The sequence below is a fragment of the Ensifer sp. ENS08 genome (assembly GCF_014852195.1).
GTDB lineage: Bacteria > Pseudomonadota > Alphaproteobacteria > Rhizobiales > Rhizobiaceae > Ensifer > Ensifer adhaerens.
This window is the reverse complement of record NZ_JACVBF010000001.1, coordinates 1,089,886-1,112,928: the sequence shown is the minus strand read 5'-3', so window position 1 is coordinate 1,112,928 and position 23,043 is coordinate 1,089,886. Positions and strand designations below refer to the sequence as shown.

The 23,043-nt window shown below is 63.5% G+C and carries 23 protein-coding genes; 11 read left to right on the top strand and 12 right to left on the bottom strand.

Annotated features, from left to right (window positions below; all coding sequences use genetic code 11):
* Positions 1–6 precede the first annotated feature (6 nt).
* On the top strand, positions 7–861 hold the full coding sequence (locus tag IB272_RS05340) for an NlpC/P60 family protein (protein ID WP_034805036.1): 855 nt from the start codon (positions 7–9) through the stop codon (positions 859–861).
* A gap of 145 nt (positions 862–1,006) precedes the next feature.
* Here the strand turns inward: IB272_RS05340 and IB272_RS05335 are convergent, their stop codons facing one another.
* The 5 genes from IB272_RS05335 to IB272_RS05315 form a co-directional block, all read right to left on the bottom strand.
* Complete coding sequence (locus IB272_RS05335) at positions 1,007–1,966, bottom strand: glyoxylate/hydroxypyruvate reductase A (protein WP_060580526.1); 960 nt, start codon at positions 1,964–1,966, stop codon at positions 1,007–1,009.
* A gap of 8 nt (positions 1,967–1,974) precedes the next feature.
* Entirely contained in the window at positions 1,975–3,603 is a 1,629-nt protein-coding gene (locus tag IB272_RS05330; RefSeq protein ID WP_034805312.1) for an ABC transporter ATP-binding protein, read from the bottom strand.
* 8 nt (positions 3,604–3,611) lie between these two features.
* Positions 3,612–4,748: an ABC transporter permease gene (locus tag IB272_RS05325; protein ID WP_060580527.1), complete on the bottom strand. Its 1,137-nt coding sequence runs from the start codon at positions 4,746–4,748 to the stop codon at positions 3,612–3,614.
* Positions 4,748–5,830: a microcin C ABC transporter permease YejB gene (locus IB272_RS05320; protein WP_034805012.1), complete on the bottom strand. Its 1,083-nt coding sequence runs from the start codon at positions 5,828–5,830 to the stop codon at positions 4,748–4,750. The genes IB272_RS05325 and IB272_RS05320 overlap by 1 nt, the downstream gene beginning before the upstream one ends.
* A gap of 177 nt (positions 5,831–6,007) precedes the next feature.
* Complete coding sequence (locus IB272_RS05315) at positions 6,008–7,867, bottom strand: extracellular solute-binding protein (RefSeq protein ID WP_060580528.1); 1,860 nt, start codon at positions 7,865–7,867, stop codon at positions 6,008–6,010.
* Between the two features lie 231 nt (positions 7,868–8,098).
* Here IB272_RS05315 and mepA point away from each other — a divergent pair, with 231 nt between their 5' ends.
* The 6 genes from mepA to IB272_RS05285 all read left to right on the top strand — a co-directional run bounded on the left by mepA (position 8,099) and on the right by IB272_RS05285 (position 14,228).
* Positions 8,099–9,151 (top strand): penicillin-insensitive murein endopeptidase, encoded by a 1,053-nt coding sequence (gene mepA, locus IB272_RS05310; RefSeq protein WP_034805006.1) that lies wholly within the window; start codon positions 8,099–8,101, stop codon positions 9,149–9,151.
* Positions 9,152–9,256: 105 nt separating this feature from the next.
* Positions 9,257–9,637 (top strand): methylglyoxal synthase, encoded by a 381-nt coding sequence (locus IB272_RS05305; RefSeq protein ID WP_034805003.1) that lies wholly within the window; start codon positions 9,257–9,259, stop codon positions 9,635–9,637.
* Positions 9,638–9,750: 113 nt separating this feature from the next.
* A complete protein-coding gene (locus IB272_RS05300) occupies positions 9,751–10,770 on the top strand; it encodes a glucokinase (protein ID WP_034804985.1) in 1,020 nt (339 codons plus the stop codon).
* Positions 10,771–10,882: 112 nt separating this feature from the next.
* Positions 10,883–12,718 carry an ABC transporter ATP-binding protein gene (locus IB272_RS05295; RefSeq protein ID WP_060580529.1) on the top strand — a complete coding sequence of 612 codons (1,836 nt, stop codon included), beginning with the start codon at positions 10,883–10,885 and terminating at the stop codon, positions 12,716–12,718.
* A gap of 21 nt (positions 12,719–12,739) precedes the next feature.
* Positions 12,740–13,558 carry a 4-hydroxy-tetrahydrodipicolinate reductase gene (gene dapB / locus IB272_RS05290; RefSeq protein ID WP_060580530.1) on the top strand — a complete coding sequence of 273 codons (819 nt, stop codon included), beginning with the start codon at positions 12,740–12,742 and terminating at the stop codon, positions 13,556–13,558.
* Between the two features lie 34 nt (positions 13,559–13,592).
* Positions 13,593–14,228 (top strand): 2,3-bisphosphoglycerate-dependent phosphoglycerate mutase, encoded by a 636-nt coding sequence (locus IB272_RS05285; protein WP_060580531.1) that lies wholly within the window; start codon positions 13,593–13,595, stop codon positions 14,226–14,228.
* Positions 14,229–14,306: 78 nt separating this feature from the next.
* Here the strand turns inward: IB272_RS05285 and IB272_RS05280 are convergent, their stop codons facing one another.
* Together IB272_RS05280 and IB272_RS05275 are read right to left on the bottom strand one after the other, a co-directional pair.
* Positions 14,307–15,194, bottom strand: a complete 888-nt coding sequence (locus IB272_RS05280) for a bifunctional helix-turn-helix domain-containing protein/methylated-DNA--[protein]-cysteine S-methyltransferase (protein ID WP_034804968.1) — start codon at positions 15,192–15,194, stop codon at positions 14,307–14,309.
* A 105-nt stretch (positions 15,195–15,299) separates the two neighbouring features.
* On the bottom strand, positions 15,300–15,797 hold the full coding sequence (locus IB272_RS05275) for a DUF2244 domain-containing protein (protein WP_060580532.1): 498 nt from the start codon (positions 15,795–15,797) through the stop codon (positions 15,300–15,302).
* Between the two features lie 22 nt (positions 15,798–15,819).
* Between IB272_RS05275 and nth the strand changes: the two genes are divergently transcribed.
* Positions 15,820–16,590: an endonuclease III gene (nth, locus tag IB272_RS05270; protein ID WP_060580670.1), complete on the top strand. Its 771-nt coding sequence runs from the start codon at positions 15,820–15,822 to the stop codon at positions 16,588–16,590.
* A gap of 22 nt (positions 16,591–16,612) precedes the next feature.
* Here nth and IB272_RS05265 read toward each other — a convergent pair whose 3' ends face one another.
* Positions 16,613–17,206: a TetR/AcrR family transcriptional regulator gene (locus tag IB272_RS05265; protein WP_060580533.1), complete on the bottom strand. Its 594-nt coding sequence runs from the start codon at positions 17,204–17,206 to the stop codon at positions 16,613–16,615.
* A gap of 68 nt (positions 17,207–17,274) precedes the next feature.
* Here IB272_RS05265 and IB272_RS05260 point away from each other — a divergent pair, with 68 nt between their 5' ends.
* Together IB272_RS05260 and IB272_RS05255 are read left to right on the top strand one after the other, a co-directional pair.
* Entirely contained in the window at positions 17,275–17,703 is a 429-nt protein-coding gene (locus IB272_RS05260) for a VOC family protein (protein WP_034804958.1), read from the top strand.
* Positions 17,704–17,790: 87 nt separating this feature from the next.
* Positions 17,791–18,783, top strand: coding sequence for an adenosine kinase (locus IB272_RS05255; protein ID WP_060580534.1), 993 nt, complete (start codon positions 17,791–17,793; stop codon positions 18,781–18,783).
* 39 nt (positions 18,784–18,822) lie between these two features.
* On the opposite strand, the gene IB272_RS05250 is transcribed toward IB272_RS05255, so the two are convergent.
* Entirely contained in the window at positions 18,823–19,374 is a 552-nt protein-coding gene (locus IB272_RS05250; RefSeq protein ID WP_034804952.1) for an SH3 domain-containing protein, read from the bottom strand.
* Positions 19,375–19,556: 182 nt separating this feature from the next.
* Between IB272_RS05250 and IB272_RS05245 the strand changes: the two genes are divergently transcribed.
* Complete coding sequence (locus IB272_RS05245) at positions 19,557–20,561, top strand: D-glycerate dehydrogenase (RefSeq protein ID WP_060580535.1); 1,005 nt, start codon at positions 19,557–19,559, stop codon at positions 20,559–20,561.
* Positions 20,562–20,608: 47 nt separating this feature from the next.
* Here IB272_RS05245 and IB272_RS05240 read toward each other — a convergent pair whose 3' ends face one another.
* The 3 genes from IB272_RS05240 to recF are packed head-to-tail and all read right to left on the bottom strand — an operon-like array spanning position 20,609 to position 23,000.
* Positions 20,609–21,076 (bottom strand): GNAT family N-acetyltransferase, encoded by a 468-nt coding sequence (locus tag IB272_RS05240; RefSeq protein WP_060580536.1) that lies wholly within the window; start codon positions 21,074–21,076, stop codon positions 20,609–20,611.
* A gap of 10 nt (positions 21,077–21,086) precedes the next feature.
* Positions 21,087–21,848: a molybdopterin-synthase adenylyltransferase MoeB gene (locus tag IB272_RS05235; protein ID WP_034804936.1), complete on the bottom strand. Its 762-nt coding sequence runs from the start codon at positions 21,846–21,848 to the stop codon at positions 21,087–21,089.
* Positions 21,849–21,875: 27 nt separating this feature from the next.
* On the bottom strand, positions 21,876–23,000 hold the full coding sequence (gene recF, locus IB272_RS05230) for a DNA replication/repair protein RecF (RefSeq protein WP_060580671.1): 1,125 nt from the start codon (positions 22,998–23,000) through the stop codon (positions 21,876–21,878).
* Between the last annotated feature and the right edge of the window lie 43 nt (positions 23,001–23,043).

Here is a 23,043-nt window from a genome sequence, read left to right as displayed (position 1 = left end):
GTAGACATGTCGACACCGCCCGATCGCCGCCTGAACGCCTATCGCCCCGACCTCGCAGAGAGCCGGCTACGCGGTGTCGTGCAAGCCGAACGCTACGTCGAGGGAAGCGTTGCGCGCATCTCAGTTCCGGTTGCGCCCCTGCGGGCCAAGCCCGATCTCGCCTGCGGCACCGACACCGAGCTGCTGCTCGGCGAATCCGTTCGGGTACTCGACACCAACGAAAGCTGGTGCTGGGTGAAGGCCGATCTCGACGGCTATGTCGGCTATCTTCCGGAGTATTGCCTTGCGCCGGTGGTCAAGAGCCCGACTCATATCGTGACGGCGCCGCGCACCTTCGTCTATACCGGCCATGATCTGCGTTTCCCGACGGTCTATCCGCTGTCGATGGGCAGCCGGTTGACGGTTGTCGATGAACGCGAAACGAGGGGCACGCGCTACTTTCTGCTCGACGGCGGCCAGGCGGTCATCGCCAATCACTGCATCGAGGTCGGCAGCGTCGTGCCGGGAGACTATGTCTCGGTCGCTGCCCGCTTCGTCGAAACACCCTATCTCTGGGGCGGGCGTTCCGGCTTCGGCATCGATTGCTCCGGCCTTGTGCAATTGTCGATGATGATGGTCGGCAGGCAGGCGCCGCGCGATTCCGACATGCAGGCGACGGGGTTGGGAACGCCGATTGGGCGCGAAGAGCTCACACGCGGCGACCTCGTCTTCTGGAAAGGGCACGTCGCGCTGATGGAGGACGACGAAACCCTGATCCACGCCAACGGTCACACGATGACGGTTGCGCGAGAGGGCTTGGAGGCCTCGATCGAGCGGATTGGCTGGCTCTATGAGCAGCCGACGGGCTACCGCCGTCCCTGAGCGCCCGCAAACGGAGCGTAGGGGGGCGCGAGCCTCCGCAATCGTAGCCGATGAAGGCAAAACACCCGTTCACGTCGCAGAATGCGACGCTGCGTCTCTGCCAGGAGGCTCGGCGTGGCAAGCGTCGCACCTCGCTTTCGCTGGATCAGTAGCCGGCTACTTTGTCGACGACGTGTTCGAGCGCCTGTCCGCCTTCGAAGCGGGCGATCTGCTGCTCCACATGGCGGAAGAGGGCCTTGACGTCGGAGGATGCCGCCACGTGCGGTGTGACGTAGACGTTGGGCAGGGTCCAGAAGCGGCTGTCCTGGGCAAGCGGCTCCTGCTCGAAAACGTCGAGCGAGGCACCAGCGAGCACGCCGCTGTCGAGCGCCTTCAGGATGTCCGCTTCGACCTGGCTACCGCCGCGGCCGGCATTGATGAAGACAGGCGCGCCGAACGGGCCGTTACGGCTGAGCCTTGCAAACAGGCGCAGGTTGAAAATGCCGCGGGTGTCCGGCGTCAGCGGCAGCAGGCCGACAAGGAAGTCGCTGCGTGCCAGGAAGCTGTCGAGTTCGTTGCCGCCAAAGGTCTCGATGCCGGCGACGTCGCGCTTGCTGCGCGACCAGCCGATGACCTTGAAGCCCATGGCCGAGAGCTTGCGGGCGGCGTCCTGGCCAAGCACGCCCATGCCCATGATGCCGACGGTGATGTCGGCGGCTTCTGGCTGGGTCAGGTCGCGCCATTCGCGTTTCGCCGCCTGCGCCTCGTAGGTGCGGTGCTGGCGCAGGTGCATGAGGCACTGCATGACCACCCATTCGCTCATGCGCGTCGTCAGCGTCTGGTCGACGAAGCGCACGAGCGGCACTTCGGGAAGGCCCGGCAAGGTCAGGACGTGGTCGACGCCGGCGCCGCCGGAGAACACCACCTTGAGATCCGGCGCCCTTTCGAAGAGGTCCGGTGCCGATTTCCAGACGACTGCATAGTCGATGCCCGAGAGGTCGCGGTTGTGGTGCACGGCATCGGCGCGGTTGATCACCTCGCGATCCGGGAAGGCCCCGCGAAGCGCCGCCTCGACCTCCTCCGGAATGAACTTCAGATCGACGATGACGGGGCTTTTTGCGGACATTCGGGCACCTATTGGCGGATCGCGGTCAAGTTGACGGCTTCGAGGTTGAAGGCGGCAGCCATCAGCGCCTTCGTGTAGTCCTGGCTCGGGGCATTGAAAATGCGTTCGGCCGGGCCCTGCTCCACCACCTTGCCCATGCGCATCACGATCATCTCGTTGGCAAGGGCGCGCACGACCTTGAGGTCGTGGCTGATGAACAGATAGGCGAGGTCGTGTTTGCTCTGCAGGTCCCGCAGGAGGTCGACCACCTGCGCCTGCACGCTCATGTCGAGCGCCGAGGTCGGCTCGTCGAGCATCACGAATTGCGGCTTAAGCACCATGGCGCGGGCAATGGCGATGCGCTGCCGCTGGCCGCCGGAGAACTCGTGCGGATAGCGCCAGCGGGTCGCGGGATCGAGGCCCACTTCTTCGAGCGCCGCCGCGACGCGGGCGTCGCGCTCGTTGTCGGATAGGGAGCGCTCGTGGATTTTCAGGCCTTCGGCGATGATATCGGCCACCGACATGCGCGGGCTGAGTGAGCCGTAGGGATCCTGGAAGACGATCTGCATCCGGTTTCGAAGCGGCCGCATCTCGTTGAAGCTGTAGCGGTCGATGTCCTTGCCGATGAAGGCGATGCGACCCTTCGACGAGATCAGCCGCGTCAACGCAAGCCCGAGCGTCGTCTTGCCGGAGCCGGATTCGCCGACGACGCCGAGTGTCTGGCCTGCACGCAGCTTCAGATCGATGCCGTCGACGGCCTTCACATGATCGACCACCTTGCGCAGGAATCCCGCCTTGATTGGGAACCACACCTTCATCTCAGAGGCTTCCATCACGATCGGCTTCGACGCGTCAGACGGCGGCGGATTGCCCTTCGGCTCGGAGGCGAGCAGATGGCGGGTGTAGGCATGCTGCGGATTGGCAAAGATCTCGGCGGTCGGTCCCGTTTCGACGATCTTGCCCTTGGTCATGACGCAGACCCGATCGGCGATCTTGCGCACGATGCCGAGGTCATGGGTGATGAACAGCATCGACATGCCGTGCTCATCCTTGAGCGTCTTCAACAGCTCGAGGATCTGTGCCTGCACGGTGACGTCGAGTGCGGTCGTCGGCTCGTCGGCGATCAAGAGTTCCGGTCGGTTGGCGAGCGCCATCGCGATCATCACACGCTGGCGCTGGCCACCCGAGAGCTCGTGCGGATAGGCGCTCAGCCGCTTCTCCGGCTCGCGGATGCCGACCTGGTTGAGCAGCTCGAGAATGCGCGTGCGCCGCGCTGCACCCTCCAGCCCCTGGTGCAGTTCGAGGATCTCGCCGATCTGCCGCTCGATCGAATGCAGCGGGTTGAGCGAGGTCATCGGCTCCTGGAAGATCATGGTGATGTCGTTGCCGCGGGCGTGGCGCAGCTCCGCATCGCTGGCTTTCAGCAGGTCCTTGCCGTTGAAGACGATTTCGCCGCTCGGGTGGCTGGCGGACGGGTAGGGCAAGAGCTTCAGGATCGAGTTGGCCGAGACCGATTTGCCCGAACCGGATTCGCCGACAAGCGCCACGGTCTCGCCGCGCCTGATGTCGAAGGAGATATGGTCGACGGCAACGGAGGTGTTGCCACCCTGGTGAAAGGCGACGGAAAGGTCACGGACGGAGAGGATTGGATCTGTCATCGTCGCGCTCACCGGAACGTCTTTCTCGGATCGAAGGCATCGCGCGTCGCTTCGCCCACGAAGATCAGCAGCGACAGCATCAGCGACATGACGCAGAAGGCCGTCAGCCCCAGCCAGGGCGCCTGCAGGTTGGACTTGCCCTGGGCGATCATCTCGCCGAGCGAGGGCGATCCCGGCGGCATGCCGAAGCCGAGGAAGTCGAGCGAAGTCAGCGTCGTGATCGAGCCAGAGAGGATGAAGGGCAGGAAGGTCAGCGTCGCCACCATCGCGTTCGGCAGGAGGTGGCGATACATGATCGTGCCATTGCCGACGCCGAGCGCGCGTGCCGCGTTGACGTATTCGAAATTGCGAGCCCGCAGGAACTCGGCGCGCACGACACCGACGAAACCGACCCAGGAGAACAAGAGCATGATACCAAGCAGGATGAAGAAGCCTGGCGGCAGGATCGCGGCGATGATCAGGAGAATGTAGAGCACCGGCATCGACGACCAGATCTCGATGAAACGCTGCATCAGGAGGTCGGTCCAGCCGCCGAAATAACCCTGGATGGCGCCGGCGGTGACACCGATCACCGCCGAGGCGATGGTGAGCGTCAGGCCGAAGAGCACCGAGATGCGGAAGCCATAGATCATGCGCGCAAAGACGTCGCGGGCCTGGTCATCGGTGCCGAGCCAATTGAGGTTTCCGACGATGCAGTTCCGGTCGTTGGTCTTGTCAGGGTAGGCGGAGCAGCGCTCTTCCTTGTCCATCAGCCAGAACGGCTTGGTCGGCGCCGAATGCGGGATGTTGGAATTGACCGTCTGGTAGGAATAGCGCACCGGCGGCCAGATCATCCAGCCATTGGCCTCGATCTCGTCGCGGATGAAGTCGGAGCGATAGTCGGTCTCGGCCAGGAAGCCGCCGAACTTTTCCTCCGGATAGTCGATGACGACAGGGAACAAAAGCTCGCCCTTGTAGGAGGCGATGATCGGCTTGTCGTTGGCGATCAGTTCACCGACCAGGCTGAGCCCGAACAGCGCCAGGAACAGCCAAAGCGACCAGTAGCCGCGTCGGTTCGCCTTGAAATTCTGCCAGCGGCGCTGGTTGACCGGTGACAACCAGCCACGCGGCGCCACAGCGGTCGGCGACGTTGCGACGCTTGCCATCAGACGTCCCTCCGCTCGAAATCGATGCGCGGATCGACCCAGGTGTAGATGAGGTCCGACAGCAGGCTGACGAGCAGGCCCATCAGCGAAAAGATGAAGAGCGTGGCAAAGACGATCGGATAGTCGCGCTTGACGACCGAATCATAGCCGAGCCGGCCGAGGCCATCGAGCGAGAAGATGTATTCGATCAAAAGCGAGCCGGTGAAGAAGGCCGAGATGAAGGCGCCGGGGAAGCCGGCGATGATGATCAGCATGGCGTTGCGGAAGACGTGGCCATAGAGCACCTGGCCGTCGGTCAGGCCCTTGGCCCGTGCCGTCGTTACATACTGCTTCTTGATTTCGTCGATGAAGGAATTCTTGGTGAGCAGCGTCGTCGTCGCAAAGGCCGAGAGCAGCAGCGTGATCAGCGGCAGCGTCATGTGCCAGATGTAGTCGAGGATCTTCTGCCACCAGGGCAAATCCCAGAAATTGTCGGAGACGATGCCACGCAGCGGGAACCAGTCGAAGAACGAGCCGCCGGCAAAGACGACGATCAGCAGGATGCCGAAGAGGAAGCTCGGCACGGCGTAGCCGATGACGATGATGCCCGAGGTCCAGACGTCGAAGGCAGAACCGTCGGATACGGCCTTCTTGATGCCGAGCGGGATGGAGATCGCGTAGGAGAATAGAAGGATCCACAGCCCGAGCGAGATCGAGACCGGCATCTTCTCCTTGATCAGATCGATCACCGAGGTGTTGCGGAAGAAGCTCTCGCCGAAATCGAAGCGGAGATAGTTCCACATCATGGTAGCGAAGCGTTCGAGCGGCGGCTTGTCGAAGCCGAATTGCTTTTCGAGCTTGGCGATGAACTCCGGGTCAAGCCCTTGAGCGCCGCGATAGCGCCCGCCTTCGTCGCCGCCGGCCTGCATCAGGTCGCCGCTGCTGCCCGACAGGCGATCGGAGCCGCCGGCATTGGTCAGGTCCGAGATCACCTGCTCGACCGGGCCGCCGGGCGCGAATTGCACCACGATGAAGGAGATCGCCATGATCCCGAAGATCGTCGGGATCATCAAAAGCAGGCGGCGCAGGATGTAGGCACCCATCAGGCGGGCCTTTCGATCGACGTGTGGGCGGTGGCCCGGACCGGCGAAGCGTCGGCAAGCCGTCTATGGTGTCTCAATCCCTGTGTCTCCTTGCGGCTGTCAGGCCCGGATCGGGGCTTGTTTCAGTGATTCGTTTTTTTGCATTTGGAATCGAGACGCCATTCGAGTGCAAGGACTTCATTTGGGGGAGGCGTTTTTCGACCACCACGCGTCCGGAAAGCCTATTCCGTAGTAGGGCAGTTCCTGCGGACGGGCGAGCTGGTTCCAGTAAGCCACGCGAACCGAGCGCGAGTAGAACAGCGGAACCACGAAGTGATGGGCGAGAAGAACGCGATCGAGGGCCCGTGTTGTTGCCACCAGTTCGTCGCGGTTGGGCGCGAAGATGATCCTGCGGATGAGTTCGTCGATCGCCGGATCGGAAATGCCGGCATAGTTTCTCGATCCCTGCTGATTGACCGAAGCCGAACCCCAGTAGTCGATCTGCTCGTTGCCGGGTACCAGTGTTTGCGCCCAGATGCCGTAGATCATGTCATAGTCGAAGCTTCGGACGCGGTTGGTGTATTGCGAATCGTCGACGGTCCGGATGCGCGCATCGATGCCGATCTTCTTCACGCTGTTGATGAACGGCGTGACGGTGCGCTCGAACGAGGGGTTGGCCAAGAGCAATTCGAAGCTGAAGGGCTCGCCGCTCTTTACGTTGACCAGGCGGTTGCCCTTGAGTTCGTAGCCCGCCTCCTTGAACAGCGCCAGCGCCTTGCGCAGGTTGTCGCGCACCTTCTGCGGGTCGCCGTTGACCGGGTTCGCGTAGGGCGCGGTGAAGACTTCTGGAGGAACCTTGTCCTTCAGTTCCTCCAGAATGGCCTTCTCGCGTCCTTCCGGCAAAGCCTTGGAGGCAAGCTCGGTGCCCCAGAAGTAGCTGTCGACACGCTGGAAGGCGTTGTAGGCGAGGTTGCGGTTCAGATCCTCGAAGTCGAAGGCGTAGTTCAGCGCCTCGCGCACGCGCTGATCCTTGAATTTGTCGCGGCGCATGTTCGGCACGAAGGCTTGCATGATGCCGGCTGCGCGCAGCGGATTCTCGATCTCCTCGCGGACCACACGGCCATCCTTCATCGCCGGAAAGTCATAGGCGGTCGCCCAGTGACTGGCGCTGTTGTCCTGGTAGAAATCGACGTTGCCGGCGCGGAAGGCTTCGAACTGCACGTTCCTGTCGCTGAAGAAGGCATAGCTGATCACGCCGAAATTATATTGCCCGACATTGACGTTGAGGCTCTTGCCCCAATAGTCGTCCCTGCGTTCGAAGCGGATCGAGCCGCCGGCCTGGAACGACGCGATCTTGTAGGGGCCTGAGCCCATCACCGGCTCCAGCGTCGTGCGGCTGATGTCGCGCTTGTTGCCCTTCTCGTCCTCGCCTTCCCACCAGTGTTTCGGCACGATGGGGAACTGGCCGAGGATGTTCGGCATTTCGTGGTTGTTCTTCTCGTCGAAGCGGAAGGTGACGTCGCGGTCGCCAGTCTTTTCCGCCGAAACCACGTGGCGGTAGTAGTTGGACAGAAGCGGATTGTGTTCCTTCACTTTTTCGAACGAAAAGACCACGTCCTCCGGCGTCACAGGCTTGCCGTCAGCCCACTTGGCCTCGGCGCGCAGGCGAAACGTCGCGGAGGAAATATCGTCGGGATAGGAAACGCCCTCGGCCAGCAGCCCATAGGCGGTTGTGATCTCGTCCTCGGCCGATTTCATCAACGTATCGAAGACGAGCGAGGTGACGCCGCTCGCCGCCTCGCCCTTGGAGAGAATCGGATTGAAGGTATCGAATGTACCGCTCTCCGACAGGCGCAGCTCTCCACCCTTGGGAGCGTCAGGATTGACGTAGTCGAAGCGCGCAAAATCGGGCTTGTATTTCAGTTCACCGATTGACGATGTTCCGTAGTGCCAGACGGGCTGTTCTTGGGCATTGCCTGCAGGAGGGAGGAGAAGAAACGCCGCTGTCAGTAGCGAGGCAGCGAGGCCAGGTTTCACGGTCCTGCAGAAGTTTGGCATCCAGCCGGTACCCCTTATATTTCAATCTTCTTTTGCGAGAGCATAGGCGAAATCAGGGCAAATGACAGGCACTGCCGCAAATCAGGCCAAATTTTTGAGTCACATCCCGGTGATTCACAAGCATGTAACGCGTAAGGCTGAGGCAAAGACGGGGCCTTAGGATCGGGGTTCGCCGGAGAGGCATGCCGCACAACGGCGCCGCTCGCCGCGAGACAAACGGGACGAAATTCAATGATTGCTCCATTTCGACGTTGCGGCTCGGCGTTTCTTGCGCTGTTGCTCGGAACAAGCCTCCTGATCGCCGACAACGCCGCGGCGGACGAAACGCCGGCCAAGGCGCTTTTCGGCGCCAAGGCCCTGCCTGCCGAGATGGCGGCAAATTCCTACGGCTTCTATGCGAAGGGATGCCTAGCCGGCGGTGTCGCCATCCCGACCGACGGGCCGACCTGGCAGGCAATGCGGCTGTCGCGCAACCGCCGCTGGGGCCATCCGCAGATGATCGCGCTGATCGAGCAGTTTTCCCACGACGCCGCCGACAAGGTCGGCTGGCCGGGCCTGTTGCTCGGCGATATCTCGCAGCCGCGCGGCGGGCCGATGCTGTCGGGCCACGCCTCGCACCAGATCGGGCTCGATGCCGATATCTGGCTGACGCCGATGCCGCAACGCACGCTTACCTATCGCGAGCGCGAGGACATCTCCGCCACCTCGATGCTGCAGAAGAACAAATTCCTGACGGTCGATCGTTCGATCTGGACGCCGAAGCACGCGCAGCTGATCATGTTGGCGGCGAGCTACCCGCAGGTGGAGCGCGTCTTCGTCAATCCGGCGATCAAGAAGAAGCTCTGTGATACCTGGACGGGCGACCGCACGAATCTTGGCAAGGTCCGGCCGATCTACGGCCACGATTATCACTTCCACATCCGCATCAAGTGCCCCGCCGGCGCTTCGACCTGCAAGGATCAGGCGGAAGTGCCGGCGGGCGACGGCTGCGACAAGTCGCTGGCCTGGTGGTTCACCGACGAGCCATGGGCGAAGCCGACCAAGAAGCCGGACGCAAAGCCCGTCAAGCCGAAGGTGACGACACTTGCCGACTTGCCGAAGGCCTGCGCTCTGGTCCTGAACGGCCCGGCGCCGGCCTCGGAAGCGGCCGCCACTTTTGGCACGGCCTACCGGGCTGCCGCGCCGGCTGCAGCGAACGATAGCATCGAGCAGGTGATCGGTGCGTCCGGTGATGTCCCGCCGGCCGATATCCCCGTACCAATGGCGCGTCCGACGCTGCAGTAGGATTAAGGACACACGGGCGGGGCGGGGAGGCATCTGCCTTCCCATTCCCGTGGCGCTCATGTATAGGGCAATCAAATCGATTTAAATATTGATGCGAGGCCCGGCATGGCGGATCGGAAATGTGTTGCGCTGATCGCGCATGATCAGAAGAAGGACGATCTTGCGGACTTTGCCAAGGCGCACGAGACGGTTCTGGCTGACTGGCGGATCGTCGCCACCGGCACGACCGGCGGTCGCGTCCTCGACGTCTGCCCAAGCCTCGATATCACCCGGCTGAAAAGCGGCCCCCTCGGCGGTGACCAGCAGATCGGCGCGATGATCGCCACCGGCGAAGTGCAACTGTTGATCTTCTTCGTCGATCCGCTGACCGCTATGCCGCACGATGTCGACGTCAAGGCGCTGATGCGCCTCGCCATCGTCTACGACATTCCGATGGCGCTCAATCGTGCAACGGCCGAGCAGTTGATCGACCTCAACCCCAGATGATGCGGGCTCCCGGCGGGCGGATTCTATTGAAATCCTCCCGCACTTTTCCTCATCCCGTTCTGTCTGATAGACAGTTCAGCAACCCAAGATGACGATCAGGATGGATCTTTGCGATGTCCGGTACCAGTGAACACAGCTTTCCCTTTCCGATCCTGATCGGCGACATCGGCGGCACCAATGCGCGCTTCGCCCTGCTCATCGACGCTTTTGCCGACCCGAAGCAGCTGCCGCCGATCAAGACCGGTGATTTCGAGACGATCGAGGAGGCGCTGCAGAAGAGCATTCTCGACAAGACCTCCGTGCAGCCGCGCTCGGCGATCCTGGCGGTCGCTGGTCCGATTCGGGGCGACGAAATTCCGTTGACCAACGCCGGCTGGGTGATCCGGCCGAAGGACATGCTTTCGAGCCTCGGCCTCGAAGACGTGCTCATCATCAACGACTTCGAGGCGCAGGCGCTTGCCGTCGCCGCTCCGGCGGATGAGGATCTGGTGCAGATCGGCGGCGGCAGCATTCGGCCGATGACCTCCCGCGTCGTGCTGGGTCCGGGAACTGGCCTTGGCGTCGGCGGTCTGGTCTTTGCCCAGCACACCTGGTTCCCGGTGCCGGGCGAAGGCGGACATGTCGATATCGGTCCGCGCACTGAGCGCGACTTCCAGATCTGGCCCTTTCTCGAGCCGATCGAAGGCCGCATGGCCGGCGAGCAGATCCTCTGCGGCCGCGGCATCATGAACCTTTACCGCGCCGTCTGCGCCGCCGATGGCGTTGACCCGGTTCTGACGGACCCCGCGGAAGTAACGACGCACGCGCTGGCTGAGAGCGACAGGGCGGCGATCGAGACCATCTCGCTGTTTTCGACCTATCTCGGGCGGGTCGCCGGCGACATGGCGCTGATCTTCATGGCCCGTGGCGGCGTTTTCCTGGCGGGCGGCATCTCGCAGAAGATCCTGCCGGCGCTCTTGAAGTCGCCCTTCCGTGCTGCCTTCGAGGACAAGGCGCCGCACTCGGCGCTGATGCGGACGATCCCCACCTTTGCCGTCATTCACCCGATGGCGGCACTCTCGGGATTGGCGGCCTTTGCCCGCACACCGAGGGATTTCGGTGTGGCAACGGAAGGACGCCGCTGGAGAAGCTGAGCCCGCTGCGCGCGCAAAGACTCGCCAAAGCGATATCAAACCACTATAGAGCGCCGGGAAAGATTGGGCCGAATGCCGGCTCTCCAGATTGGTTCCAGGGAAGACGGGCTTTTTGAGCGCCAGCAAGAAAAAACAGCACGCGGTCGACTCGGATACGATCAGCGGAATCCTGAAGCGGGTCATAGCCGAAAACGGCCGTGACCATATTGGCGGCTATGTTTTCGCCATCGCCTGCCTGGCTGTAGTCGCCGCGACGACCGGCTTTACCGCCTCGATCATGGAAACCGTGATCAACGAGGCCTTCGCCAACAAGCGGGCGGACATCGTTCTGCTCGTCTGCGGCGCGATCCTTGCCGCCTTCGTGTTGCGCGGCTTTGCCACTTACGGCCAGGCCGTCGCGCTTTCGAAGATTGGCAACAACATCGTCGCGCGCTACCAGCGCCGCCTTTATGCCCATCTGATGGCGCTCAGCGTCGGCTATTTCAATGAGACCCGCTCGGCGCAGCTCGCAGCCCAGATCAGCCAGAATGTCAGCGGCATTCGCGACGTGCTCAATCTGACCGTTACCTCGATCGCGCGCGACCTGCTGACGCTGATCGGCCTGGTCGGCGTCATGTTCGCCAAGGACTGGCTGCTGTCGATCATCGTCTTTGTCGCAGCGCCTCCTCTGCTCCTGGGCCTGCGCTATGTGTCCAAGCGCTTGCGCTCGGCCACGCGCGAGGCGATCGAGGTCAACAGCCGTGTTCTCGGCGCGATGCAGGAGACCATTCAGGGCATCACCATCGTCAAGGCCTTCACCATGGAAGGCGAGCTGCGTGGCAAAGTCGAGACGATCATCGACCGGGCCGAAAACCGCGCCAACCGCATTGCGCGGCTGAGCGAGCGTACCGCGCCGATGACCGAAACCTTCGCGGGTCTGGCGATTTCGGCCGTGCTTGCCTATTCGGCTTTCCGCGCCATCTACGCCGACGTGCCGCCCGGTGCCTTCTTCGCCTTCGTCGTCGCCCTGCTCATGGCCTATGATCCGGCCCGCCGCCTGGCGCGCCTTCAGGTCTCGCTCGAACGCGCCGCCGTCAACGCCCGCATGGTCTACGAGATCCTCGACACCGTGCCGCACCAGCGCGACAAGGCCGATGCCAAGGAACTGGCGTTTACGAATGCCGCTGTCGAACTGCGTGACGTGCGCTTCCGCTATCCCAATGGCGACGAGGTGCTGAAGGGCGTCAGCTTCGTGGCCGAGGGCGGCAAGACGACCGCGCTCGTCGGCCCCTCGGGTGCCGGCAAGTCGACGGTCATCAGCCTCATTCCACGGTTCTACGATCCGGCATCCGGCCAGATCCTTATCGACGGGCAGGACATCGCCGACGTCACCAAGCAGTCGCTGCGCCAGGGCATCGCCTATGTGTCGCAGCAGCCCTATCTCTTCGAAGGCTCGATCCGCGACAACATCCGCTACGGCCGCATCGACGCGACGGATGCCGAGGTGGAGGACGCCGCACGGCTTGCCTACGCCCATGAGTTCATCCTGGCGCAGCCGCAGGGCTACGATACGCCGGTCGGCGAGAACGGCATGACGCTGTCGGGCGGCCAGCGCCAACGTCTGTCGATCGCACGTGCGCTTGTGCGCAACGCCCCGATCCTTCTGCTCGACGAGGCTACCTCCGCGCTGGATACCGAATCGGAAGCCGCCGTGCAGAAGGCGCTCGACCACGCGATGGATGGCCGCACGGTGATCGTGATCGCACATCGACTTTCGACCGTCGTCAACGCCGACAAGATCATCGTCATGAAGGATGGCTCCGTCGTCGAGGAAGGCACCCATGTCGATCTTGCACGGCGGCCGGACGGTCTCTACGCTCGCCTCCACAATCTCCAGGGCCAGTCTTCGGAAGAGCAGTCGCCTGAAGGCGAGGCGCCCGAAGCGCCGGCCGACGCCGAAATTCACTAGCGGACAAGAAGGAAATCACCGATGGGCGCAAACGATATGAAGCTCGTGGTGGTGGGTGCGGCCGGCCGTATGGGTCAGACGCTGATCAGGACGGTTCACGCGATGGATGGCGTTCGCCTGCATGCGGCCATCGAGCGCCCGGGTTCCCCCTTCATTGGCCGCGATGCGGGCGAGCTCTCCGGCCTCGGCCCGATCGGCGTGCCGGTGACCGACCAGCCGCTCGAAGCCTTCGTCGAAGCAGAAGGCGTCCTTGATTTCACGGCGCCGGCTGGCACCGTCGAGTTTGCCGGGCTCGCCGCCCAGGCCCGCATCGTCCATGTGATCGGCACCACCGGCTGCTCGTCCGACGACGAGGCGAAGATCCGCGCTGCCGCCCGCCACGCCCGTATCGTCAAGTCGGGCAATATGAGCCTCGGCGTCAACCTGCTCGGTGTGTTGACGGAGAAGGCGGCGCGGGCGCTGGGTTCGGCCGACTGGGACATCGAAATCCTCGAAATGCACCACAAGCACAAGGTAGATGCGCCCTCGGGCACGGCCCTGCTTCTCGGCGCGGCGGCGGCGAAGGGGCGCGATATCGCCCTTGCCGACCACTCCGTGCGCGTGCGTGACGGTCATACGGGTCCGCGTCCGGCTGGCACGATCGGTTTTGCGACGCTGCGCGGCGGCTCGGTCATCGGCGACCACTCGGTCATTCTTGCCGGCGAAGGCGAGCAGGTGACGCTCTCGCACAGCGCCACGGACCGTTCGATCTTCGCGCGCGGCGCCGTCACCGCTGCACTCTGGGCCCGCGGCCAGAAACCCGGCTTCTATTCGATGCTCGACGTTCTCGGGCTCAACTGACCTTTCCACTCTCAAGTCTCAAGGGGAATTCGACATGAGCGGTACTCTCGTCCTCGTCCGGCATGGCCAGAGCGACTGGAACCTGAAGAACCTGTTCACCGGCTGGCGTGATCCGGACCTGACGGAACTCGGCGTCGAGGAAGCCAAGGCCGGCGGCAAGGCGCTTGCCGACTACGGCATCAAGTTCGACATCGCGTTCACTTCGGATCTCATCCGCGCCCAGCGCACGTGCCAGTTCGTGCTCGACGCCGTCGACCAGTCCTCGCTCGAAACGATCCGCGACCAGGCGCTGAACGAACGCGACTACGGCGACCTGTCGGGCCTTAACAAGGATGACGCCCGCGAGAAGTGGGGCGAAGAGCAGGTGCATATCTGGCGCCGCTCCTACGACATTCCGCCTCCGGGCGGCGAGAGCCTGCGCGACACCGGCGCACGCGTCTGGCCCTATTACCTGACCGAGATCCTGCCGCGCGTGCTGTCGGGCCAGAAGGTCCTGGTCGCTGCACACGGCAACTCGCTGCGCTCGCTGGTCATGGTGCTCGATCGCCTGAGCAAGGAACAGATCCTGAAGCTCAACCTCGCGACCGGCGTGCCGATGGTCTACAAGCTCAACGCCAATTCGACCGTCGCTTCCAAGGAAGTGCTCGGCGACATGTCCGGCGCCCACTGAACGCTGACAGACGGAGAATGAAAAAAGGGGCGCTGGGCGCCCCTTTTTGCGTCTGTGATGATGCTGGGAAGCCTGTAATCAGATGGTGCCGTCGGCCGCCTTGCCGGCTTCCCAGCCGAGGATGGCGCGTTTGCGCGTCAGGCCCCAGTGATAGCCGGTGAGATCGCCGCTCTTGCCAAGCGCGCGGTGGCACGGAACCACGAACGAGATCGGGTTGCGCCCGACCGCAGCACCCACGGCGCGCGATGCCGTCGGCTGGCCGATGTTACCGGCGATGTTCGAATAGGTGGTGGCGCAGCCGAGCGGGATCTTGAGCAGCGCCTGCCAGACCCGGATCTGGAAGTCGGAGCCGATGAGGAAGATGCGCAGCGGCTCGTCCTGCCGCCAGCGCGAAGGATCGAAGATGCGCGCGGCGTATTGTGACGTCGCCGCGCTGTCCTCGATGTAGCGGGCGTTCGGCCAGCGTTGCGCCATGTCCTCGAAGCTGGCCTGCTCGCCGCCGGCATCGTTGAAGGCAAGGCCGGCGAGGCCGCGCTCGGTGATCATCACCAGCGCCGTGCCGAAGGGCGAGGGGTGATAGCCGAAGCGGATTGTCAGCCCTTCGCCGCGCGCCTTCCATTCACCCGGCGACATCGCCTCGTGGGTGACGAACAGGTCGTGCAGCCGGCTCGGTCCTGACAGGCCCACTTCGATGCTGGTTTCCAGCAGCGGCATGTCTTCCTGGCGCAGCAGGCGCTTGGCGTGGTCGAGCGTGACGGCCTGCAGGAAGGCCTTCGGCGAAAGCCCGGCCCAGCGGGTGAAGACCTTCTGGAGCTGCGTCGGCGACTGCTTCAGGCGCTGTGCCACGGATTCGAGCGACGGCTGGTCGCGATAGTCCTCGGTGAGCATTTCGATCACGCGGCTGACCGTATCATAGTCGGTGCCTTTCGGCGTGATGTCGGTGGGTACGGATGTCGCAATGTTCATGGCTCTTCTCCTGTCTTGCCACAGGTAACCATTTGCTGGCCCCGTCAACCACCCGAAACTTGAAAACACGCGATCGCCGGGTGCCGCAATTACCAGCGCCAGGCGTCAGCGGCGGCGAACGGTCGCAAGCGCCCCCGAGAGCGCCAGCGCAAAGGTCTCGCGGTCGTCGCGGTTGAGGAACGAGCCGATATCGGTTCGGCGGCCACCGCCGCTGATCGTCATCGAGACGATGCCGATCTCCTGATGCCGGGCGACATTCAAGCGCGCCCAGAACGGATTGAAACGATGTTCGCTGATCTGGCCCGAGGGTGTGAACTTGCGCACCGAAACGTCCGTCCTGCTAACGCGGACCTCTTCGCGGCTGAGCCCCGAGCGATTGTTCAGCCAGAACGCGCCGAACAGCAGCAGGTAGTCGAGCCCGAAAAAGAACACCACCGGCCAGGCGCCGATGATGAGGAAGACGAGGCCGTGAACGAGGCTCAGGAGCCCGGCGATCAGGAAAAACATTTTGAAGCCGCGGCGCCCGAGCGAGCGATAGGGCGTGAGCTCGGCGGTGAAGACCGGAGCGTCCTCAGATGGGATGGTGGCGTTGCCATGGATCATGACCTTTGACTATAGATGCATCATGAAAAACGTGAAGCCAAAATTGCCCGTGGGTGTTGCAAAACCGAAGGCGAGCCGCCGCGCCACGCCGCGGGTGAAGAGCCTCTATAGCCAGGACGAGCTCAAGGAGATCTTCCGTCGCTTCTCGATCCAGCGGCCGGAGCCGAAGGGCGAGCTCGAGCACGTCAATCCCTTCACGCTGGTCGTCGCCGTGGCGCTCTCGGCGCAGGCGACCGATGCCGGCGTCAACAAGGCGACGCGTGCGCTCTTTGCCATCGCCGATACGCCGGAAAAGATGCTGGCGCTCGGCGAAGAAAAAGTCCGGGACCACATCAAGACCATCGGCCTCTATCGCAACAAGGCGAAGAACGTCATCGCGCTGAGCGAAAAGCTGATCCGCGACTTCGGCGGCGAGGTGCCGCGCATACGCGAAGAGCTGGTGACTCTGCCGGGCGTCGGGCGCAAGACCGCCAATGTCGTGCTCTCCATGGCCTTCGGCCAGTCGACGATCGCCGTCGACACCCACATCCTGCGCATCGCCAACAGGATCTGTCTGGCGCCGGGCAAGACCCCGGACGAGGTGGAAGACAAGCTGATAAAGATCATCCCCGACGAGTATCTCTACCACGCCCATCACTGGCTGATCTTGCACGGGCGCTACTGCTGCAAGGCGCGCAAGCCTGAATGCGAGCGCTGTGTCATCGCCGATATCTGCAAGTCGCCGGAAAAGACCTGCGACATCCCGGCGTCGCTCGTCGAACTGCCGCCGCAGATGATCTCCGCCGCAAGCTGACGCCTGCCGTAAACGCTGATCCTTACGTCGACACCATCCGGTCGATAAGCGTGCCGATCGTTTCCGCATAGACCTCGCTCGACGCGCCATCGGCAATGTCGAGCGCCGCGCGATCGAAGGCAGCTGAAAGCAGCGAAGCCATGGCCGACAGCCTTTCGGCAGAAACGGTGGCCGGAGCCATTGCCTCGGCAATCCCTTCCTCGAGCGTTCTCTGCGCGTTGGCCACGTCGATCGCCATCATCTCCCGCTTGCCGAGGACGGCAGGCCCATCGAGCAAGAGCAGGCGGATACGCCCCGGCTCGCGCATGGCGTCGAAATAGGCATGGGCGCCGACCTTCAGTGCCTGGCGGGCCGAAAGGTCGCCTGACGTCGCCTGCTCGATCGACGTCGCCACAGCAATTGCTTCCCGTTCCGCCACCGCGCGAAACAACGCCTTCTTGTCTTCGAAGTGGTGATAGAGCGCGCCGCGGGTCAGGCCGGCGGCCGCGACGATGTCCGGCGTCGACGTGTCGGCGTAGCCCCTGGTGACGAAGAGGCCGCGGGCGGCATCGAGGATCGCGGCGCGCGTCGTGTCGGAGCGCTCGCGATTGGAGCGTCGGGAGATTTCCTGTTGCATACATGCAGCCTGTATGTTAATTAAAGAAACATACAGATTGTATGATATTGCCGGAGCGAGGAAAAGCCATGAAATCGACGAGCTATTACCCGGTCATCATGACGGCCGACGTTGCCGCCACCGCCGCATTCTATGTCGATCACTTCCGTTTCCAGGCGCTCTTCACCAGCGACTGGTATGTGCATCTTCAATCGGTCGAGGACGAGCATGTGACGTTGGCCGTGCTCGACTACCGCCACGAGACGATCCCCGAGGAGGCGCGTGCGCCGACGCGCGGTCTGCTTTTGAACTTCGAGGTCGATAATCCGGATGCGATCTATGCGCAGGCGCTTGCTGCCGGCCTGCCGATCCTCAAAACCTTGCGCGACGAGGATTTCGGCCAGCGCCATTTCATCACTGCCGACCCGAATGGCGTGCTGATCGATATCATCAAGCCCATTCCGCCGAGCGCCGAATTCGCCGCCGCCTATGAGGAAAGCGCGCTTCCTACGGCGTGAAGCCGCCTGCACGCGTCTTTTGTCTTCCAAATGGCCGGAAAACCGGTATTAACGAACACCGGCCATCACGGAGACCGGACGAGGTTCATGACAAAATACGACGTGCTGACGATCGGCAACGCCATCGTTGATATCATCGCGCGCTGCGACGATGCTTTTCTCAATGAAAACGGCATCATAAAGGGCGCCATGAACCTCATCGATGCCGAGCGAGCCGAGTTGCTGTACTCGCGCATGGGCCCGGCGGTCGAAGCCTCCGGCGGCAGCGCCGGCAATACGGCTGCGGGCGTTGCCAGCCTCGGCGGCCGCGCTGCCTATTTCGGCAAGACCGCAAGCGACCAGCTCGGCGAGATCTTCGCCCACGACATCCGTGCCCAGGGCGTCTATTTCCAGACGAAGCCGCTCGAAACCGTGCCGCCGACGGCGCGCTCGATGATCTTCGTCACCGAGGATGGCGAACGGTCGATGAATACCTATCTCGGCGCCTGCGTCGAGCTTGGCCCCGAGGACGTCGAAGCCGACGTCGTCGCTGAGGCCAAGGTCACCTATTTCGAAGGTTATCTCTGGGATCCGCCGCGCGCCAAGGATGCTATCCGCGAAACCGCACGGATCGCCCACGCGAATGGCCGCGAGACCGCGATCACGCTGTCGGACAGCTTCTGCGTTCACCGCTATCGCGACGAGTTCCTGGAACTCATGCGCTCCGGCACGGTCGACATCGTCTTTGCCAACAAGCAGGAGGCGCTGGCGCTCTACGAGACCGAGGATTTCGATCTGGCGCTGGAGAAGCTCTCGAAGGATTGCAAGCTTGCGGCGGTAACGCTCAGCGAAGAGGGTTCGGTTGTCGTGCGCGGCGACGAACGCGTTCGGGTCACCGCAACGCCGATCGCCCAGGTTGTCGATACGACCGGCGCCGGCGACCTCTATGCCGCCGGCTTCCTTCACGGCTACACGACCGGGCGCTCGCTCGAAGACTGCAGCAAGCTCGGCAATCTCGCGGCCGGCATCGTCATCGGCCAGATCGGGCCGCGGCCGATGGTCTCGCTGGAAACGGCCGCCAAACAGGCTGGTCTCGCCTGATCCGACCGAATCGATTTTTGGTTAAAGACGGGCGCGGCCTTACTTGAAGGCCTCGCCCGGATAGGCGCCCCAGATTTCGCCTTGGGCGATCCAGCCTTCGACGCCTTGCGCTTCGGCATGGCACCAGTCGCCATTGCACTCGCCGACTTTCACGATGACACCGGGCTCCATGCGGGCGACGATCGGGGAATTGCCCTGCGCGTCGCGGCGCATGTTGACGAAGACGCCTTCGCCCTTGCCGCGCATCCAGGGGGCTGCAACGGCTGTGCGGTCGCCGGAAAGCAGCGCCTGGTTCACCCAGCCTTCGGTGCCGTCGGCGTCGCGGATGCGGCGCCAGTTGTCGTATTCCTGAATGATCTCGACCGGCACGCCCGGCTTCATGTAGCGGAAGGCGACTGCGTAATCGACGCTCGGGCCGATCCGCAGATTGACGCTCTTGGACTTCAGGCTGACGAAGCGCGGCAGCGGCAGCCCGCTGGCGCCCTTGGCGGCCTGAGCGTAAGCCGCTGACGTCATGATCGCGGCGCCAAGGCAGGCGGCGATCAACGAGAGCGAGAATCTGGAAATGACGTGACGCATGACGAAGCCCATTTTCCGTGGCACTAGCTTTTGCAGGCGCAGTTCACTTGAGGCCCGTGGGTCGGGCGGAAATCGCGGGGACGACGACGCGAGTTTTGTTTGTCTTCCCGGTGGGGTCTGGTAGAAATTGCGGCTACAGGGAGAAAGTATCGCCCAACTTGGTTAAGGACCCGTCAACAAGGCCCGTCGCAGCAATGACAAGCAAGAAGAAGCCCACGGTCTACATCACCCGCAAATTGCCTGACATCGTCGAGACGCGCATGCGCGAGCTCTTCGATGCGGAGCTGAACATCGACGACACGCCGCGCAGCCAGCCGGAACTCGTTGCCGCGGTGAAACGCGCCGACGTGCTGGTGCCGACGGTGACCGATCGCATCGATGCGGCGCTGATCGAGCAGGCCGGCCCGCAGCTGAAGCTGATCGCAAGCTTTTCCAACGGCGTCGACAACATCGATGTCGATGCTGCGGCCCGCAAGGGTATCACGGTGACCAACACGCCGAACGTGTTGACCGAAGACACCGCGGACATGGCGATGGCGCTGATCCTCGCCGTGCCGCGCCGGCTTGCCGAAGGTGCGCAGATCCTGACCGATCGCAAAGGCGAATGGGCTGGCTGGTCGCCGACCTGGATGCTCGGCCGGCGCATTGCCGGCAAGCGCATCGGCATCGTCGGCATGGGCCGGATCGGCACCGCTGTCGCCCGCCGCGCCAAGGCCTTCGGCCTTTCGATCCACTACCACAACCGCCACCGGGTGAAGGCGGAAACCGAAGAGATGCTGGAGGCGACCTATTGGGACAGCCTCGACCAGATGCTTGCCCGCGTCGATATCGTCTCGGTCAACTGCCCGTCGACGCCGGCGACCTACCACCTGCTCTCGGCACGGCGATTGGCGCTGATGCGACCGGACAGCTACATCGTCAACACCGCCCGCGGCGGCATCATCGACGAGACGGCGCTGATCAAGTCGCTGCGCGAAGGCAAGATCGCTGGCGCCGGCCTCGACGTCTTCGAGAACGAGCCGGTCGTCAATCCGAAGCTGATCAAGCTTGCCGGTGAGGGCAAGGTCGTGCTCCTGCCGCATATGAGCTCGGCGACGCTTGAGGGCCGCATCGACATGGGCGAGAAGGTGGTGATCAACATCCGCACCTTCTTCGATGGCCACCGACCACCGGACCGCGTGCTTCCCGGCCGCGACTGAACGCGAAACGCCGTGCGACCGTCCATCCGGTTCGCCAAGCCCGGAAGCTAAAGTGTCTTGCGCATCTCGATCGCCGTCGGCCGGGTAAAACCGGGATGGCACATCGTGCCGCTCTGGACGAAACCCCAGGCGGCAAAGGCTCGGTGATTGTCGATGAGTTCGATGCGGGTGAGAAGCCTCAGCGCCGGCAGCTTCAGCGCACGCGCCGTCGCCTCCGCTTCGGCGAGCAGCAGCCGACCGATACCCTTTCCTTGCGTCTCAGGCGCGACGGCAAGCTTGCCGATATAGAGGCAATCGTCCTCCGGTTTGCAGAAGATGCAGCCGACGAGCCTTTCGCCGTCGCGGACGCCGAAGGCGATCTCGTCAGCGATCTTCTGCCGGAGCAACTCGATGTTCAATGCATGCGCCGACGACGGCGGGTCGATCCGCTCGTCCATGTAGGAGAAGGCGCCAAGGATCAGCGCCAGCAGTTCCTCGTAGCGGTCGAATGCTTCGTCGATGCGAAAGATCTGCACCTTGGTCGGCCTATGCTCTGCGGCGATAGCGGATAGTGTTGAACTGTGCCGTCAGCGCGTCATACATCAGCAGCCGTCCGACCAGCGGTTCGCCGAAGCCGGCGATCACCTTGATTGCCTCCATCGCCTGCAAGGTGCCGATGACGCCAGTCAGCGCGCCGACGATGCCGGCCTCCGCGCAGGAGGGCACGACACCGGCCGGCGGCGGCTCGGGAAAGAGATCGCGATAGGATGGGTTCGGCCGTCCATCGGCGCCGGCGCTGTAGGGCATCAGCACCGTCAGCGATCCGTCGAAGCGGCCGACGGCGCCGGTCACCAGCGGAATGCCGACCGCTGCCGCCGTATCGGCGGCGAGATAGCGCGTATCGAAATTGTCCGAGCCGTCGATCACCAGGTCATATTGCCGGAAAAGCGCCTCGGCATTGTCGGGGTTGAGCCTGAGCCTGTGTTCGTCGACGCCGACATGCGGGTTGAGGGCGGTGATCGCCTCGGCGGCCCGCTCGACCTTGGCGCGGTCGATGTCTTCAGTGCGGTGGATGATCTGCCGCTGCAGGTTGGAAAGCGCGACTGCATCGTCGTCGACGATGCCGATCCGGCCGATGCCGGCGGCGGCAAGATAGACGAGCACTGGAGCGCCGAGCCCGCCGGCCCCGATCACCAGCACACGGGCCGCCTTCAGCCTTTGTTGCCCGGCACCCCCGATCTCCGGCAGCACGATATGGCGGGCGTAGCGGGTGATCTCCGATTGGTCGAGCTTGTTCTCACCGGTCATGGCAAAATCCTCCTCGGTGACCTCTGCTTATCCCGTAACACTGCCGTGCGAAACCGTCAGAAAGCGGCCGCGTTCGCCCAGCGCCTCGAACATCGCTTGGTCCGTCCCGGTCATGAAGGCCTGGCCGCCAAGGCCGTCGACGAGATCGAACAGAGCGGCGCGCCGGTTGACGTCGAGATGGGCGGCGATCTCGTCGAGCAGCAGGATCGGCGCGTGGCCGGTCATGTCGCCGACGAGGCGCGCATGCGCCAGCACCAGGCCGACGAGCAGCGCCTTCTGCTCCCCGGTCGAGCAGCGTGCTGCCTCCATGTCCTTCTCGCGGTGACGCACGAGCAGGTCGCTCCGGTGCGGCCCGTCGAGCGTGCGCCCCGCCGCGGCGTCGCGCGGACGCCCATCACGCAGCATCGTCAGATATTGTTCTTCCAGATCATAGGCCGGACGATGGCCCTCGTCGTCGAGAAAGCCCGACAACGCCAGGCGCGCCGAGGGAAAGACGCTTTCATCGACAGTGCGCTCGACCAGCGCCGTCAACAGACCGAGCATTTCCTGCCGCGCCAGCGCCATGGAGACGCCGAGACCGGCCATTTCCTTTTCGATCGCCGTCAGCCAGGAAGGGTCCGGGCGGAATTCACCGAGCAGCCGGTTGCGGCTGCGCATCGCCCGGTCGAATTCGCTGGCGCGACGGCCGTGCTCCGGATCGAGCGACAGCACAAGACGATCGAGGAAACGCCGCCGGTCGGCCGAAGGCCCGGTAAAGAGCCCATCCATCGATGGCGTCAGCCAGAGGACGCGCAGGTGATCGGTCAGTTCGTCGACGGTCGCTGCCGGTGTTCCATTCAGCCGCAGCCGCCGGGATTGCCCTTCCGTGACGCCGGCAGTCCCGGTGCCGATCTCGACGGTTCCCTCCATGCCCTCGACTTCCGCAAAGACCGAGAACCCGTCGCCGGCACCGACCCGGGTCACGTCCGCATAGGCTGCGCGCCTGAGGCCGCGGCCGGGCGAAAGGAAAGAGACGGCTTCCATGAGGTTGGTCTTGCCGGCGCCGTTCTCCCCCGTCAGCACCACATGGCGCTGATCGAGCTCAAGCGAGAGGGCCGCATAGTTGCGGAACTCCGTAAGCTTCAGGCGGTTGAGAAAGACCTTGTTTGGCATCGGCAGTCCGGATTCGACGTTGGGCGCAGCTAGGACGAAAGCG

What these genes read in the sequence shown, in the direction of transcription:
- IB272_RS05340 (WP_034805036.1), top strand. Translation starts at nt 7, where the DNA reads ATGTCGACACCGCCCGATCGCCGCCTGAACGCCTATCGCCCCGACCTC.
- IB272_RS05335 (WP_060580526.1), bottom strand. Translation starts at nt 1,966, where the DNA reads ATGTCCGCAAAAAGCCCCGTCATCGTCGATCTGAAGTTCATTCCGGAG.
- IB272_RS05330 (WP_034805312.1), bottom strand. Translation starts at nt 3,603, where the DNA reads ATGACAGATCCAATCCTCTCCGTCCGTGACCTTTCCGTCGCCTTTCAC.
- IB272_RS05325 (WP_060580527.1), bottom strand. Translation starts at nt 4,748, where the DNA reads ATGGCAAGCGTCGCAACGTCGCCGACCGCTGTGGCGCCGCGTGGCTGG.
- IB272_RS05320 (WP_034805012.1), bottom strand. Translation starts at nt 5,830, where the DNA reads ATGGGTGCCTACATCCTGCGCCGCCTGCTTTTGATGATCCCGACGATC.
- IB272_RS05315 (WP_060580528.1), bottom strand. Translation starts at nt 7,867, where the DNA reads ATGCCAAACTTCTGCAGGACCGTGAAACCTGGCCTCGCTGCCTCGCTA.
- mepA (WP_034805006.1), top strand. Translation starts at nt 8,099, where the DNA reads ATGATTGCTCCATTTCGACGTTGCGGCTCGGCGTTTCTTGCGCTGTTG.
- IB272_RS05305 (WP_034805003.1), top strand. Translation starts at nt 9,257, where the DNA reads ATGGCGGATCGGAAATGTGTTGCGCTGATCGCGCATGATCAGAAGAAG.
- IB272_RS05300 (WP_034804985.1), top strand. Translation starts at nt 9,751, where the DNA reads ATGTCCGGTACCAGTGAACACAGCTTTCCCTTTCCGATCCTGATCGGC.
- dapB (WP_060580530.1), top strand. Translation starts at nt 12,740, where the DNA reads ATGGGCGCAAACGATATGAAGCTCGTGGTGGTGGGTGCGGCCGGCCGT.
- IB272_RS05285 (WP_060580531.1), top strand. Translation starts at nt 13,593, where the DNA reads ATGAGCGGTACTCTCGTCCTCGTCCGGCATGGCCAGAGCGACTGGAAC.
- IB272_RS05280 (WP_034804968.1), bottom strand. Translation starts at nt 15,194, where the DNA reads ATGAACATTGCGACATCCGTACCCACCGACATCACGCCGAAAGGCACC.
- IB272_RS05275 (WP_060580532.1), bottom strand. Translation starts at nt 15,797, where the DNA reads ATGATCCATGGCAACGCCACCATCCCATCTGAGGACGCTCCGGTCTTC.
- nth (WP_060580670.1), top strand. Translation starts at nt 15,820, where the DNA reads ATGAAAAACGTGAAGCCAAAATTGCCCGTGGGTGTTGCAAAACCGAAG.
- IB272_RS05265 (WP_060580533.1), bottom strand. Translation starts at nt 17,206, where the DNA reads ATGCAACAGGAAATCTCCCGACGCTCCAATCGCGAGCGCTCCGACACG.
- IB272_RS05260 (WP_034804958.1), top strand. Translation starts at nt 17,275, where the DNA reads ATGAAATCGACGAGCTATTACCCGGTCATCATGACGGCCGACGTTGCC.
- IB272_RS05255 (WP_060580534.1), top strand. Translation starts at nt 17,791, where the DNA reads ATGACAAAATACGACGTGCTGACGATCGGCAACGCCATCGTTGATATC.
- IB272_RS05250 (WP_034804952.1), bottom strand. Translation starts at nt 19,374, where the DNA reads ATGGGCTTCGTCATGCGTCACGTCATTTCCAGATTCTCGCTCTCGTTG.
- IB272_RS05245 (WP_060580535.1), top strand. Translation starts at nt 19,557, where the DNA reads ATGACAAGCAAGAAGAAGCCCACGGTCTACATCACCCGCAAATTGCCT.
- IB272_RS05235 (WP_034804936.1), bottom strand. Translation starts at nt 21,848, where the DNA reads ATGACCGGTGAGAACAAGCTCGACCAATCGGAGATCACCCGCTACGCC.
- recF (WP_060580671.1), bottom strand. Translation starts at nt 23,000, where the DNA reads ATGCCAAACAAGGTCTTTCTCAACCGCCTGAAGCTTACGGAGTTCCGC.